Annotated in this window: 13 protein-coding genes, 1 tRNA gene and 1 pseudogene; 10 read left to right on the top strand and 5 right to left on the bottom strand. The window is 64.5% G+C overall.

Features of this window, described 5'->3' with window-relative positions; translation table 11 throughout:
* The 3 genes and pseudogenes from ACO48X_RS01505 to ACO48X_RS01515 all read left to right on the top strand — a co-directional run.
* Nucleotides 1-236: pseudogene (locus tag ACO48X_RS01505) on the top strand (amino acid ABC transporter permease); the annotation flags it as partial.
* Nucleotides 217-894 (top strand): amino acid ABC transporter permease, encoded by a 678-nt coding sequence (locus ACO48X_RS01510; protein WP_484999865.1) that lies wholly within the window; start codon nt 217-219, stop codon nt 892-894. The pseudogene ACO48X_RS01505 and the gene ACO48X_RS01510, both read left to right, overlap by 20 nt.
* Before the next feature lie 122 nt (nt 895-1,016).
* Nucleotides 1,017-1,823 carry an amino acid ABC transporter ATP-binding protein gene (locus tag ACO48X_RS01515; RefSeq protein ID WP_484999891.1) on the top strand — a complete coding sequence of 269 codons (807 nt, stop codon included), beginning with the start codon at nt 1,017-1,019 and terminating at the stop codon, nt 1,821-1,823.
* Nucleotides 1,824-1,836: 13 nt separating this feature from the next.
* On the opposite strand, the gene orn is transcribed toward ACO48X_RS01515, so the two are convergent.
* Entirely contained in the window at nt 1,837-2,481 is a 645-nt protein-coding gene (gene orn, locus ACO48X_RS01520) for an oligoribonuclease (protein ID WP_484999893.1), read from the bottom strand.
* Between the two features lie 123 nt (nt 2,482-2,604).
* A tRNA-Arg gene (locus tag ACO48X_RS01525) sits at nt 2,605-2,677 on the bottom strand.
* A 250-nt stretch (nt 2,678-2,927) separates the two neighbouring features.
* Between ACO48X_RS01525 and ACO48X_RS01530 the strand changes: the two genes are divergently transcribed.
* From ACO48X_RS01530 to ettA, 4 genes are all read left to right on the top strand, one after another.
* Nucleotides 2,928-4,481 (top strand): GTPase, encoded by a 1,554-nt coding sequence (locus tag ACO48X_RS01530; RefSeq protein ID WP_484999867.1) that lies wholly within the window; start codon nt 2,928-2,930, stop codon nt 4,479-4,481.
* Nucleotides 4,482-4,492: 11 nt separating this feature from the next.
* The gene (locus ACO48X_RS01535) at nt 4,493-6,019 is read left to right on the top strand and encodes a GTPase (RefSeq protein WP_484999869.1); all 1,527 of its coding nucleotides are present in this window, start codon (nt 4,493-4,495) and stop codon (nt 6,017-6,019) included.
* Nucleotides 6,020-6,232: 213 nt separating this feature from the next.
* Nucleotides 6,233-6,916, top strand: coding sequence for a single-stranded DNA-binding protein (locus ACO48X_RS01540; RefSeq protein ID WP_484999871.1), 684 nt, complete (start codon nt 6,233-6,235; stop codon nt 6,914-6,916).
* A 177-nt stretch (nt 6,917-7,093) separates the two neighbouring features.
* Nucleotides 7,094-8,776 (top strand): energy-dependent translational throttle protein EttA, encoded by a 1,683-nt coding sequence (gene ettA / locus ACO48X_RS01545; protein ID WP_484999873.1) that lies wholly within the window; start codon nt 7,094-7,096, stop codon nt 8,774-8,776.
* Nucleotides 8,777-8,879: 103 nt separating this feature from the next.
* Here the strand turns inward: ettA and ACO48X_RS01550 are convergent, their stop codons facing one another.
* Nucleotides 8,880-9,788, bottom strand: coding sequence for an acyl-CoA thioesterase (locus tag ACO48X_RS01550; protein WP_484999875.1), 909 nt, complete (start codon nt 9,786-9,788; stop codon nt 8,880-8,882).
* Nucleotides 9,789-10,080: 292 nt separating this feature from the next.
* Here ACO48X_RS01550 and malQ point away from each other — a divergent pair, with 292 nt between their 5' ends.
* From malQ to ACO48X_RS01565, 3 genes are all read left to right on the top strand, one after another.
* Nucleotides 10,081-12,243, top strand: a complete 2,163-nt coding sequence (malQ, locus tag ACO48X_RS01555; protein ID WP_484999877.1) for a 4-alpha-glucanotransferase — start codon at nt 10,081-10,083, stop codon at nt 12,241-12,243.
* A gap of 294 nt (nt 12,244-12,537) precedes the next feature.
* Nucleotides 12,538-12,774 carry a PTS sugar transporter subunit IIB gene (locus ACO48X_RS01560; protein ID WP_484999879.1) on the top strand — a complete coding sequence of 79 codons (237 nt, stop codon included), beginning with the start codon at nt 12,538-12,540 and terminating at the stop codon, nt 12,772-12,774.
* A gap of 3 nt (nt 12,775-12,777) precedes the next feature.
* Nucleotides 12,778-13,230 carry a PTS sugar transporter subunit IIA gene (locus ACO48X_RS01565; protein ID WP_484999881.1) on the top strand — a complete coding sequence of 151 codons (453 nt, stop codon included), beginning with the start codon at nt 12,778-12,780 and terminating at the stop codon, nt 13,228-13,230.
* On the opposite strand, the gene ACO48X_RS01570 is transcribed toward ACO48X_RS01565, so the two are convergent.
* Together ACO48X_RS01570 and ACO48X_RS01575 are read right to left on the bottom strand one after the other, a co-directional pair.
* Nucleotides 13,217-13,663, bottom strand: a complete 447-nt coding sequence (locus ACO48X_RS01570) for a very short patch repair endonuclease (protein WP_484999883.1) — start codon at nt 13,661-13,663, stop codon at nt 13,217-13,219. The genes ACO48X_RS01565 and ACO48X_RS01570 overlap by 14 nt on opposite strands.
* A 15-nt stretch (nt 13,664-13,678) precedes the next feature.
* The coding region (locus ACO48X_RS01575) for a DNA cytosine methyltransferase (protein WP_484999885.1) at nt 13,679-14,801 on the bottom strand (1,123 nt) is incomplete at its 5' end.

Consider the following 14,801-nt stretch of genomic DNA (forward strand, 5'->3'; position numbering starts at 1 on the left):
GATCGGTGGCGGCTCTCGTGGCCAACGTCGTCTTCCTCATAAAAGAGACGTCGGTGGTCTCCGTCGTCGCCCTCAACGACCTGGTGTACGTGGCTCGGGAGAAGATAGGAAACGACTACGACACGACGGAGGCGCTCGTCCTCCTGGTCGCCTTCTACATAGCCATCATTCTGCCGGTCTCGCTCGCCGGCGCCTGCCTCGAAAGGAGGGTGCGCCGTGCGGAATTCGGGAATTGAGGTTCTGTGGCAGGGAAGAAACTTTATTCGGCTCCTCGAAGGCCTGTGGACAAGCGTGTCCATCGCCCTGCTTGCTCTGGCGATTTCCATTTTCTTCGGGCTTTTCGTCGGCATTGCGATGACGAGCAAGAAGCGTTTCCTGCGTTTTCTGACGCGGGCTTACCTGGAATTCGTCCGCTTTATGCCGCAGCTGGTTCTTCTGTTCGTCGTCTACTTCAGCCTGGCGACGCACACAGGCGTCAACCTCGGCGGATTCACAACCGCGGTCATCGTCTTCTCCGTGTGGGGAAGCGCCGAGATGGGCGACCTCGTTCGCAGCGCCGTCCAGTCGATCCCCGCCCATCAGTACGCCAGCGGCTTCGCTTTGGGAATGACGAAGGCTCAGGTCAACCTCAACGTCATTCTTCCCCAGACCGTCAGGCGGCTCCTTCCTCTGACGATCAACCTGGCCAACCGCATGATCATGACCACCTCGCTGGTGGTGCTCATCGGCGTGACCGAAGTGCTCAAGACAGGCCAGCAGATCATCGACGCGAACCGCTTCGCCTACCCGAAGGCCGCACTGTGGGTGTACGGAGCGATTTTCCTGCTCTACTTCGCGGTCTGCTACGTCATCTCTCAGTTCTCCAAATACCTCGAACGGAAGTGGAACAAGTGACCGATTCGACCATACCCCCTCGCAGCGAGGCCGACCGCGACACCGACGCGCCTTCTCCCGGCGACGCGCCTTCTCCTCGCAATGCGTCTTCTCCCGGCGAGGCTGCCCTCGACGCCGCCCGCGTGGAAGCGACCTCAGCCGACAAAGGCGAAGCGGGGCGCACCCCGGCCCTGTCCGTGCGCGACGTCGTCAAGGTCTACGACGGCGATTTCACGGCCCTCGACGGGGTGTCCTTCGACGTCGCCCGCGGCGAAGTGATCGTCGTCGTCGGGCCGTCCGGCTGCGGCAAGTCGACGCTTCTGCGCACGCTCAACGGCCTGGAGCCGATCCAGGGCGGCGTCATTGAGTTCAACGGCGAGAAAGTCCCGAGCAAGTCCCTGCCGTGGAATCTTTTGCGGCAAAGGATCGGGATGGTGTTTCAAAGCTACGAGCTCTTCCCGCATTTGAACGTGCTGGATAACCTCCTGCTGGGGCCGTCGAAGGTTCTGGGCGAGAAGCGGGCCGAATCTGCCAGGCGCGCCGGCGAGCTGCTCAAACGCGTCGGCCTGCTGGACAAGGCGGAGTCCTTCCCCCGCCAGCTTTCGGGCGGGCAGAAGCAGCGCGTGGCCATCGTTCGGGCGCTCATGATGAAGCCCGAGATCCTTCTTCTCGACGAGGTCACCGCCTCGCTCGACCCCGAGATGGTGCGCGAGGTCCTCGACGTCGTTCTGGAACTGGCGCGCGACGGCATGACGATGGTGATCGTCACCCACGAAATGGGCTTCGCCCGGGCCATCGCCGACAGGGTGATCTTCATGGACGCCGGCAAGGTCGTGGAAGAGAGCGCCCCGAAGGAGTTCTTCAGCCATCCGGCCACCGAGCGGGCCAAAAAGTTCCTCGACATCTTCTCCTACGAGGAGATCGCGGGGGAGTGGTGCTCCAGCCTCTAGTCGCGGTGGGCTCCTAGTCGCGCGGGGAGCCGGCGGCGTTTGCCTTGGCGACGAGGCGCGCCGTCGTCCCCGCGTAGCGCGTGCCGAGCGACCGCGCCTCGTCGGTTGTCAGGCCGTCGCCGGTGGGCATGAGCGCATCGCGATAGTAGTGGAGCTCGTCGATCGAATCGTAGATGTCTCCCAGGGCGCGATGGTTGCCCGTCTTCTCGGGCGCCGCGAAGTATGTGCGCGGGTACCAGCGCTTGGCGAGCTCCTTGAGGGAGGAGACGTCGATGACGCGATAGTGGAGGTGGTCCACGACGTCGGGCATGTACTTCTCGAGGAAAGCCTTGTCCGTTCCCACGGAGTTGCCGCCGAGCGGGGCCTTGTGGGCCTCCGGGACGTGCTTTCGGATGTAGGCGAGCACCTGCTCGCGCGCCTCTTCGAGCGTGAGGCCGTTCTTCCATTCCTCGATGAGCCCCGAGGCGGTGTGCATCTGGCGCACGAAGTCTCCCATCTGCTCGACGGCGGCGTCGCTGGGCCGGACGAGGACGTCTATCCCTTCGTCGACGGGATTCAGCTCGGAGTCGGTTATGACGACGGCGACTTCGACTAGTTCGTCGACGTCCAAATCGAGACCGGTCATTTCGCAATCGATCCAGACGATGGGGTTGTTCATATCACGGTAGCTCACACGGGTATCCTACTCGCTGCGCGAGCAAGCGCTATCGGCTTTTGGTACCCATGGGCGTCACGCGTGCGTCGGACGCCTCCGACGCCGTCGACGGACCTGGGGGCTTAGCGCCCCCATCCGGACTCGAACCGGAAACCTGCGGATTAGAAGGCCGTTGCTCTATCCATTGAGCTATGGAGGCTTGCGCGCCGAATGTAGAGGCTTGCGCACCAAATGTACCGGACGCCGGGGGAGGCTCGCATGCCCTGCACGCTGTCTGGGGCGAAGCTCATGAGCCGCCCGGGGCGAAGTTCGCGCAGCGGGTGAGGCGAAGCTCATGAATTGCGTCGAGCGCCGCCCGACGGCAGCGTGCAGAGGAGTTCTTGGTTTAAAAGGTCAACTGTTGGGCGAGTGACTTCTACTCACGTCTAATGATGGCCGATAATGAACGAGTGAAGACACCGCACAACCGAAGCGACCTTGCCGGCCTCATCGCTCGCACGATCTCGGCGCTGGACAACGCGCGTTTGCCGCTCGATCTTCCCGGATCGATGCAGTTGAACGACGCGCGCAAACGGCTGCGCACACAGTTGGCTGCGAGGATCCTTCCGCACTTGAGAACCGACGGGCTTCCCACCGTGACGGTTCTCGGCGGATCCTCCGGCGCTGGGAAGTCGACGATATTCAACTCGCTGCTGGGGGAGGACATCTCTCCGGCGTCGGTCATCCGCCCGACGACGCGCACGCCGGTCATATCGGTCCATCCGAAGGACACGAAGGTCATGGAGGACCACGCGATCGCCGAGATGGGCCGCGTCGTCGTCACCGACAAGGCGATTCCCGGACTCATTCTCGTCGATGCCCCCGACCTGGACTCCGTCGATGCGAACAACCGCGAAATCTCGCGGCGATTGCTCGACGCCGCCGATTTCTGGCTCTTCGTCACAACCGCCTCGCGGTACGGGGACGCCCTCGCGTGGCAGACCCTTGTGGACGCGAACGAGCGCGGCATGAGCACCGCCGTAGTGCTCAACCGGGTTTCCCTCGAGGCCCTGCCGAAGATCCGAGCGGACCTTACGGAGAGGCTCGACGCCGTCGATATGGGCGAGGTTCCGCTCCTCATTGTGCCCGACGCCGGGCCGCGCGATTCGCGCCTCGACCCCGACGACGTCACGGAGATCCGCGACTGGCTCCACGTCATCGCTTCCACGAGGGTCGGCGAGGTCCTCGTCGAGAAGATGAGCGACGCGATGCTGCCCGATCTGCGCCGCCAGCTCATCGAGTTGTCGGAGGCCGTCGAGATGCAGGCGAACTCGGTGCAGAGCCTGGCCGACAGGGCGAAGGCGGAGGCCGAGCAGCCGATGTCGAAACTTGCCTCGAACGCCCGCTCGGGCAGATACGGCCAGGGCGCGCCGACGACGTCGTGGCTGACTTTCGCCTCGACGGGCGGCGTGCTGGACTCCCTCGTGGCCGGGGAGAAGCCGCGGGTTTCGGACGGACGCAAAAAGCCTCAGCGCGACGCCGCCGCCAAGACGGTGTTCGAAGGCGTCCGCGGCGCCATAGAGGTAGGCTTCAGCCAGGCAGTCGTCACATTGCAGGGCGAAATCGACAAGAGCTGGCGGGAGGACATGGTCAACACCGAGGAGTATCGCGACGAGGCGGCCAAGAGGATCGATACGTCCGAGATCACCAAAGACGTCGTCGAGCAATGGCTGGAGGATCTTGCGAAGGCGGTGGCGGCGGTGGCTGAAAACCCCTGGTTCACGCGCGAAGGGACGGCCGCTTTGCTCGGCTCTGCGGCCGGCGGAGTGAACGGCGCCGAGAAGGCGCTGCGCACCGTAGGACTCGGCGAGGCGCTTCGTCCGGCCAGGGAATCCCTCGCCGTCCGCCTGGAGGATGGCATATCTCGGGTCGTCGACGCATACACTTCGGTACTAGACGAGATTCCGGTGGGCAACGGACGACAGCTTCGCCTTCGGGCGAGCGAGTACCGCGATCGGGTGTAATAAGGAGACGAATGAACGATCACGCACAGGACTCCGCGGGCGCCACGCAGCCCGACGGCGTTTTCGAGGCAACCCCTGCCTACGGGCAGAGCCCCCTTTCACGAGAGCCGGTCATGCGGGGGGTGGCCGAGAGGATCGCGAAGCTGCGCGAGGCGATCGACGCCGGAGGCGACGCCTTCGACCCCTGGGTGGCGGCGCGCGCCAACGAGGAGCTGCAGGCCGTCGAGGCCCGCGCATGGGCCGGCTACGGCGTGACAGTGGCCGCTCTGGCGGGCGGAACCGGAGGCGGCAAGTCGACGCTCTTCAACGCGATAACGGGGCTGAACTTCGCCGATCCCGGCGAGCTGCGCCCGACCACGGAAGAGGCCTCCGCCTGCGTGTGGAACGCCGACGCCGACGCCGTGCTGGACATGATAGGCGTCCGCCCCTCGCGCCGGATTGACTACCACTCGATCCTCACGACCGGCAAACACGACCTCGATTCCCTCGTGCTCCTCGATCTGCCCGACCACGATTCCGTGCAGATCGGAAACTCGGTCCTCGTCGACCAGGTCCTTCCGCAGGTCGACGTGCTCATCTGGGTCCTCGATCCGCAAAAGTACGCCGACCATCTCATCCACGAAAGCTATCTCGCGGCCATGCGCGAGCGGCGCGACCACATGATCGTCATCCTCAACCAGGTGGACACCATTCCCGAATCCGTCGTCGACACCCTGTTGGCCGACGTCAAGGTCTTGCTCGACCGCGACGGGCTTGGGAATGTCCCCGTCTATCCGACGTCGGCGCTTTACCGCATCGGCCTGGAGCCCATTCGGGCGAAGCTGCGCGAGGCCGTCGAGGGAACCGAGGCCGTCGTCGCCACCGCGCAGGCCGAGCTGGACGCCATCAGGCGGCGCCTGTCGGTGAGCGTCGGCACGCGCGAGCCGGACGTTCGGGGCGAGGCCCTCAGGCGCGTCAACCGCTCGCTGTACGAGGCGACCGGCGCGCCCGCCGTCGTCCAGTCCCTCCGTCAGGCCGGCTACAGCCTGGGGCAGACGGCCATCGCAAACGCCGATCAGCCTGCGGCGTCCATGGTGGTGGCGACGCGCGACGCCTGGATCGCCCACGTTCGATCGGGACTGCCCGACCGTTGGCAGGAGGCCGTCACCGAGGTCATTCCCGAGCCGGAGAGGATCCGGCGCACCATCGGCGCGACGATTCGCAAGGTCGAGACCCCTAAGGTCCCGCGGTTCGGAGCCCTTGCCCTCGTTGCCCTCGGCGCCATTCTGGGAGTGGCGGGGATCGTGTGTGCGGCGCTGGGCATCCCGGTCGGGGCGCCCGCCGCGCGGATAGCTTTCGGCGTGGCCGGCGTGGCCTGCGCGGCAGCCGGATGGCTTTTCGGGAGGCGGGCCCACATAAGTGCGGCAGAGAAGGCCGCGCTGGCCTACGGGGACATCGCCATGGCGGCCCTCTACGACTCGGCGAAGAAGCTGCTGGTGGACCCCGTGGCCAAGGTTCTCGAGCGGCATCGCGAGGTGCGCGAGTCCCTTCAGGTCTAGACCATCGGCGCTGCGGCCGCGCGGGCCGCAGCTGCGCGCCCTAGGCGGCAGGCAGCGGTCCGCGGCCTCGGGCGGTGTTCGTTTGAAATCCTGCGGTCCACAGGTTGCGCTCGCGCCCGCCTCTTCCACAAACGATGTTTGCCCCGTGCGGGAGCCGCGCCCCGTGGGCGAAGCTGACTCCATGCCGGATGGTCCGGCCGAAAGGAGCCAGCAATGTCCAATGAAACCTACATAACGGTCAGAGGCTATGCGGGGGCCGACCCAGTTGCTTACGACAACGGCAACGGCCTGACCACCGTGGTGGCGAGGGTTGGGGTGACCGCTCGAATCCGCGACCGCGAGACGCATCGTTATCGCGACGGGACGACGTCGTGGTACTCGGTGCGTTGTTACGGAGACCTCGGTTTGAACGTCAGCCGTTCGGTGCGCCGCGGAACGCCGGTGCTCGTGCGCGGGCGCTTAGTGGAGAGGTCGTGGACCGCCAAAGACGGGGCGGAGCGCACCGACCTGTCCATCATCGCCGACGCACTCGGCATTGAGCTCTCCTCGGGGGTCGCCACCTTCGTCAAGGTGCGCCACACGAGCGCCGATTCGAACGGCCGCCCCATTTCGGAGGCCGGGCCGCAAGGCGTGAGCGGCGAGGCCGCGGCGGTCCCAGGAATCGCGGCCGAGGGGCAGACTCCCGGCACGTCGACCGTTGTGCGGGGCGGTTTCTCCGCCTCCGGGAAAAGCGGCCTGGAGCCCCTCTGGGGCGGAGACGAACCGGAGCCTTCTTTCGCTGGGGACGCCCGCGACGTCGAACGCGGCCCGTACAATTCGGCGCCGAACTCGTACGGCACGGAACAAGACGCTTCTTCCGCGGATCCGGCCGGCGTCCTCGAGAAGGTGGCGCCGTGATCCTCGCATAGCGGACGGCGGCGGAACTGGCGCGGCGGGAGGAGGCGGCCGCAGTGACAGGCGCCGCCCCGCCGATCTCGCGGCGGGCTGGCGGACAGCCTTGGCACAGGCTGTATCCTTGTACGGGGCCGGCCGCACACCCGCGCCGGCGACGTACGCACAAGCGGATGGAGCCTCGTGGCTGAGTACATTTATCAGATGATCCACGCCTATAAACGCGTGGGAGACAAAACGATTCTCGACGACGTCACCATGGCGTTCTACCCGGGGGCCAAAATCGGCATGGTCGGCCCGAACGGCGCAGGAAAGTCGACGATTCTCAAGATTATGGCCGGGCTCGACGAGCCTTCGAACGGCGAGGCGCGCCTGTCCCCGGGCTACTCGGTGGGAATTTTGCTTCAGGAGCCCCCTCTCGACGACGACAAGACGGTTCTCGAGAACGTCGAGTTGGGGCGGGCGGACATGATCGGCAAACTTAGGCGGTTCAACGAGATCGGCGAAGAGATGGCCGATCCCGACGCCGATTTCGACACGCTCATGGAGGAAATGGGCAAGCTTCAAACGGAGATCGACGCCGCAGGCGCCTGGGATCTGGACGCCCAGCTGCAGCAGGCGATGGACGCCCTGAGGTGTCCGCCGCCCGATGCGCCCGTCAACGTGCTGTCGGGAGGCGAGCGCCGCCGCGTGGCCCTGTGCCGCCTGCTTCTCGAGCAGCCCGATCTTCTCCTGCTCGACGAGCCGACGAACCACCTTGACGCGGAGTCGGTGCTGTGGCTCGAGCAGCACTTGGCCCAGTACCCGGGCGCCGTGATCGCGGTGACCCACGACCGCTACTTCCTCGATCACGTTGTCAGCTGGATCGCAGAAGTCGATCGCGGAAGGCTTTATCCCTACGAGGGGAACTATTCGACTTACCTTGAGACGAAGGAAAAGCGGCTCGAGGTTCAGGGCAAGAAAGACGCCAAGCTCGCCAAGCGGTTGAAGGAGGAGCTCGAATGGGTGCGCTCCTCGGCCAAGGGCCGCCAGGCCAAGTCCAAGGCCCGCCTGGAGCGCTACGAGGAGATGGCGGCCGAAGCCGAGCGCACGCGCAAGCTCGATTTCGAGGAGATTCAGATTCCGCCCGGGCCGCGCCTTGGCAGCATCGTCCTCGAAGCGAAGAAGCTGAAGAAGGGCTTCGACGAAAGGGTCCTCATCGACGGCCTGTCGTTCTCCCTCCCTCGCAACGGCATTGTGGGGATCATCGGCCCCAACGGCGTCGGAAAGACGACTCTTTTCAAGACCGTCGTGGGTTTGGAGCCGCTCGACGCCGGCGACCTCAAAATCGGCGAGACGGTGCAGATCTCGTACGTCGATCAGACGAGGGGCGGCATCGACCCAGAAAAGACCGTGTGGCAAGTGGTCTCCGACGGGCTCGATTACATCCAGGTCGGCAACGTCGAAATGCCGTCGCGCGCTTACGTCTCGGCCTTCGGCTTCAAGGGGCCAGACCAGCAGAAGAAGGCGGGCGTGCTCTCGGGCGGCGAACGCAACCGCCTCAACCTCGCGTTGACCCTCAAGCAGGGCGGAAATCTGCTGCTTCTCGACGAGCCGACGAACGACCTCGACGTCGAAACGCTGTCGTCCCTGGAAAACGCCCTGTTGCAATTCCCCGGATGCGCGGTGGTCATCACCCACGACCGTTGGTTCCTCGATCGCGTTGCCACGCACATCCTGGCCTACGAGGGCACCGACGAGGATCCTGCGGCGTGGTACTGGTTCGAGGGGAACTTCGAATCCTACGAGAAGAACAAGATCGAGCGTTTGGGGCCCGAGGCGGCACGTCCGCACGCGGTGACTTATAGGAAGCTCACACGCGACTGAGCGCGGCGGCCCGCAGAAGGCTTGCGCGCCGCTTGAGGAGAGTTCGCACGCGTTTGAGCCTCAAGGCGTTTGGGCGGGGCCGTCGCATGGGAGACAGCCCCGCCTATTCTTCCGTATGGGTGACGTTCCGCAGGCGGACCATGCCTTCTTGGGACATCGTCGCTATGTGCCTGCCTCCCTGGAAGAACTTTGCGATGGTCAACCCGCGTCCGTTCTGTGCTGACGGGCTGACCAGCTCCGCAAGGATCCAGTCGGACAGGTCGAAGTTTCTGTGCCACCAGATGGAATGGTCGAGGGTGGCCATGGAGGCCTCGGGATGCGCCCAGTGAATGCCGGTGGCGCGCATGACCGGTTCGAGCATGAACTGATCGGCCGCGTATCCGAGCATCGCCCGCTGGAGCAGCTTGGAGGAGCCCTTCGGCATCGCCGAGCGCGATTTGAACCAGATGAGGTGCCGGTTCGTCCTTTCCTTCGCGGGGGCGGTGAAGATGAAGCCGCCCACATGGCGCATGTCCAACGAGTTCGTCGTCGAAACGATGTGCCCCCAAGGGTTGTTCATCGCGGCGAAGAAATCGACGGAGGACTCCAGAGTCTCGGGGGCCGGGGCCTCCGGCTGCTCCTCGCCGAAGGAGGGGCCGGGCTGGTGGAGCTGCGCCGAGACGCGGGCCGTGAAAATGATGTGATCGTCCTGCAGGGCGTTGACGTTGCGCGTCGAAAAGGAACGGCCGTCGTTCAGCTCGGTCACCTCGAAGAACAGCGGATGGTCGATCCTTCCCGGGCGAAGGAAAGCGGCTGTGATGGAGTGGGCAAGACGGTCGTCGTCGGCCGGAAGGGTGTCGGCCGCCACCATTGTCGCCTGCGCGAGCACCTGGCCCCCATAGACCCGCTTCGACATTTGAGGCAGGCTCTCGCCCTTGTAACGCTTGCCGCCCAAACGCTGCAGCCGCAGAGTGCCGAGCACGGTAGCCAATGGCTCGACGTCGGTTTCGGGAATGCTGAGGAAGCTGGCCATCGACTCGCCTTCGTTGACTCGTAGTTACTCTCCACAGCAATGGTATCCGCCGAAGAAGGTTTTTCAGCAGCCGCTCTCCTGGCCCGCTCATCACACCTCCTTCGCCAGCGCGCCGCATCTGTCTCGCCAGCGTGCCGCATCTGTCTGGCCCGCACGTCACATCACAAAAATTCTGCAACCGATTGCATATTCTGGCAGACTTGTTTCCTAGCGGCTCGGGCCTTTCCCAGCTGGTATTTCAACGGATTTCCCAGAGGGCCGGCGCCGATCGTCGAGCAGCCTAGGAGAAACCATGACCGACAACGCGCCAGACCGTTCCCTGCTGTGCGAGCTCGCCGAGGCGCTGGGGGTGGCGACCGAATATTGGGGGTACGACGGCAACCTCAAGGCGGTCGCCGACGACACGCTCATCAAGGTCTTCGCCGCGCTCGGGGTCGACGCCGGAAGCACCGACCTTGCCCGGCGCGCCCTTGCGGAGATCCATTTGCGGCCTTGGCGGGAGGTCGTTCCCGCCTGCTCCGTCGTCCGAGCTGGCGTTGAAAGCAAGGTCGTCGTCCACGTGCCCCACGGGGAGTCAGCGACCGCCGAGGTCCAACTCGAAGACGGCAGGATTCGCGCTCTCGCGCAAGCCGAGGACTTCACCGAGCCGCGAGAGGTAGACGGGACCCTCATCGGACAGGCCTCCTTCGTCGTGCCGCCCGACCTTCCTCTCGGCTACCACATTTTGCGAGCCCGAGTGGGAGACGCGGACTCCGTGGGCTCCCTTCACTCGGCGCCGCTTGTCGTCGCTCCGCAGCGCCTGGATTCGCCCGCCGAGCGGGGAATGACCGGGTGGGGGGTCATGACGCAGCTGTACTCGGTGCGCTCGCGAGACTCATGGGGGATAGGCGACACCGCCGACCTGAAGGAAATGTGCTCGCTCTTCGGCGACCTCGGGGGCGACTTCGTCCTCATCAACCCGCTTCATTCGGCCGAGCCGGTGGGGCACATGACTCCCTCGCCGTACCTTCCCGTCACCCGACGCTTCTTCAATCCGATATACATCCGCCCCGAGGACATCCACGAGGTCGGCTACATGCCGGGGGCCCGCCGCGCGCTCGTGGAGCTTGCAGGCGAGAAGGTCAAGGAATCCTCGACGAAAGACGAGACGATCGACCGCGACGCCTCCTGGGCGGCCAAGCTTCAGGCGCTGGAGGTCATCTACTCCTTCGGCCGGTCCGAGGCGCGCCAGCGCGCTTTTGAGCGCTTCCGCGCCGCCGAGGGAAAAGGGCTCGAGGACTTCGCGTTCTGGTGCGCGCTCAGAGAGAAATACGGCGAGGTCTTTCCGGAGGAGTTCGCCCATCCCGACACGCCCCAGGCGTCCCGTGAGCGCCGCGATCTGGCGGGAAGAGTCGACTTTTACGCTTGGCTTCAATGGATCATCGACGCGCAGTTGAGCGAGGCCCAGCGCGACGCCGTCGAATCCGGAATGGAGCTCGGCATCTTCCACGATCTCGCCGTCGGAGTCCACCGAATGGGATCCGACGTGTGGTCCCTGCCCCGAGCCTTTGCCCAAGGGGTGGCCGTGGGCGCGCCTCCGGACATGTACAACCAGCACGGACAGGACTGGTCGCAGCCCCCGTGGCGGCCCGACGCTTTGCGCGACATGGCCTTCGCCCCCTTGCGGGACATGGTGCGAACGGTCCTCAGGCACGCCGGCGGCCTTCGGGTCGACCATGTCATGGGCCTTTTCCGCCTGTGGTGGATTCCAGAAGGCAACGATCCGGCCAACGGCACGTACGTGCGATTCGACCACGAGGCGATGGTCGGCATCCTCATGCTCGAGGCGTATCGGGCGGGGGCCGTCGTCGTCGGCGAAGACCTCGGAAACGTCGAGCCGTGGGTGCGCGGATACCTGGCCGAACGAGGGATTCTCGGAACCTCCGTTCTCTGGTTCGAAACATACGGGGACGGGACGTTCAAACAACCGTGGGATCTGCGCCGCGAAACCCTCGTCACCGTCGACACCCACGACCTTCCGCCCGCCGCCGGGTACTTGGCGCTCGAACACGTCGACCTGCGTTCGCGTTTGGGCGTGCTCACCGAGCCGGTTGACAAGGTGAGGGACGACGCCGAACGGGAACGCGAACGAATGCTCGCCCGGCTCGGCGAGCACGGGCTCATCGGCGAGGGCGCGACGGAGCAGGAGATCGTCGAGGCGATGCACCGTTACATCGCGAAAAGCCCCGGCGAGCTGCTGGCGATCGCACTCGCGGACGCGGTCGGCGAACGGCGCGCCCAGAACGTTCCCGGGACGAACAACGAGTATTCCAACTGGCGCGTGCCTTTGGCCGACGGCGCAAACGAGGTCGTTCTCATTGAGGACCTCTCCGGCAATTCTCGCCTGAATTCGCTTATCGACGCTTTCACGACGCAGCTATACGAGAGCCGGGGGCGGCCCGAGTCTCGGTCGTAGGCGCCGCCGAGAGGCGCGACGGCTCCGTCCGCGCGTTTCGCGGACGCGACTTGACCGTCGCCGAGCTTGTGCGTATCGCGGGCGCGACTAACCCTCGCCGAGCTTGTGCGTATCGAGGACGAGGCAACGGCTCTTTCCGCGCGCTATAACGCAACGGCGGTTTTTAGGACGTTTTGTGATGCAATGACGGACGCATCAGGAGGCAAAGTCTGCGCTCAAGGTGTACGATCGCCCGCGGGCACAGTAGGCTTGACCTGAGACTCGCGACACACGCGAGGAACGGATCGGAGGAATATGAGCGAGAAAGCCGAGGCCATTCTGGCCGGAATCGGCGGCAAGGGCAACGTCAAGGACATTGAGGCGTGCATTACGCGCATCCGTGTCGAGGTTGCCGATCCCGCGCAAGTCAACGAGGCGGCTTTGCGTGAAGCGGGAGCTTTTGGCGTGGTGCTTCAAGACTCCGTCGTGCAGGTCGTCGTCGGCCCGGAAGCCGACCAGTTGAGTGAGACGTTGGAGTCGCTGCGCAAGTAGTCCATGTCGATTACTGTCTACGCGCCGGTGTCGGGAACTGTCGCCGCTTTGACTACGGTTCCCGATCCGGTGTTTTCTGCTGGGATCGTCGGGCCGGGGTGGGCTGTCGACCCTTTTCCCGGCGGCCTCACGGTTCTTTCGCCTTGCGCCGGCGTCGTGAAGAAGGCGACGCCGCACGCCTACATCATCGTGGCTCCCGGAGGGCACGACATTCTTGTCCATCTGGGGATCGACACCGTCAAGCTGAAGGGGCAGGGTTTCCTTCCTCTCGTGGGCGACGGACGCGAAGTTTCCGCCGGTCAGCCTATTGCCGTGTGGAACACGTCCGTGGCGCAGAAGGCGGAGCTGAGCATCTGCACCCCTGTCGTATGCATGGGACACATGCTGCCGACGCGGCTGTCGCTGCAGGCCGAGGCGAAAATCGAGGCAGGAAAGCCTCTTTTCATGATCGACTGAGGCGGGCGCGCTTCACCTCCGTTTCGATTGTGTCTGCGACGTCGCTGGGATCTTCGTGTTCCCAGAAGCGCAGAACCGTCCACCCTGCGTCGGCCAGCCGTTCATTGGCGTCGGCGTCGCGTTTGCGGTTCTTTCCGATCTTCTCCTGCCAGTATTCTGCGTGTGCCTTGGGGGCGGTGAAGTGAGCGGGGCAGCCGTGCCAGAAGCACCCGTCGATGAACACGGCCACCTTGATTCTGGTGAAGACGATGTCCGCTTTTCTGCGGATGGAGGAGTCTGGTCGCATATCGACTCTGTAGCGCATGCCGCGCATGTGCAGGAGCTGCCGAACGGCCAGCTCCGGACCCGTGTCGCCCGATCGATTTGCCTGCATCGACCTGCGGGTCTGCTCGTTGGACGCCCAGGAGTCCGCTGGCACACAGTCTGTCGGCACATAAAGAGTCTATTCTCATAGCGCGGCAGAGGAAAAGGCGGCGTCTGCGGCCAGCTGCCCGCGCAGAAGGGGAAGCAGATAGTTCTCTGCGAGCCACGTGACCGCTGGCACCGCCACTGCGTCCCCGAAGCCGAACAAAGCTTGATTGGTGCGGGCTTTGCTCAAATCATAGTTTTCGGCACCCATAAGTCTGGCGTACTCCAACGGGGTCATCCACCGGATTTGTATGCGTCCGTTGCCCAGCTTGACCACAGCCTGTTTGGAAGAGCCCCCGCGAGCGGTTCTGAGGCATCCTGAAATATCATCGGGACGCATCTCCCACACCGGAATGCCTCTTCTAGTTCTTCGATAGGCGGTGCGGTACTTTGTTCCTTTTTCTGATTTAAGAATGTCCAATCGTTCGCGTTGAACCGGTGATAGCGAAGCCACGAAGGACTCACTGCGTTGGCCGCTCCACCACCGGTGGTCGTCTGTGGAAAGGACTTCGATTGACCGATGCAGTCCGTCGATTCGAGGAGCGGGAGGAATCGGAAGGGGAGCGCGATGCGTGCGCAAATTGCCGTCGTTGTAAATCCACTGAAGCCAATCGGGCCGCAACTCGAAATCACGCTCCGGAGTGTTCGCCGGAGGGCTCTGGGCGCCGACCAGAAACAATCTCGGGCGCGACTGGGGAAGGAAACGACGCGCGTCGATGGCAAGCGCGTCAACCGAGTAGCCGAGGCGGTTGAACGCTTTAATCGCGGCTATCAAATCATCGCCGCCGTGCGAGGTTGCAAGCCCGGTGACGTTCTCAAGAACCGCGATCTGAGGGCGGCCGTCCTCCAGTTCTTCAAGCAAACGGACGAAATGCCAGAACGTTCCCGACTGGTTGCCTGCTAGGCCTGCGCGCCCGCAGGCAAGCGACAGGTCCGTGCACGGCGACGAGGCCCAAGCCAGCGCGGCGTTTCTCGGGAGCTCGTCGGCCGTGATCTTTCCGATGTCCCCCGAGGCGAAGACGTGATCGTCGGCGCCCTCGAACTGGGCTTCGTACATCGCCTTCTTGCTCGGATCGAAGTCATTTGCCCAAGTCACACGGAACCCGGCGGCCTCCAAACCGATGCGCGCCAGGCCGATCCCCGCGAAGAACTCCAAGGCGCCG

Source organism: Peptidiphaga sp. (assembly GCF_057238965.1).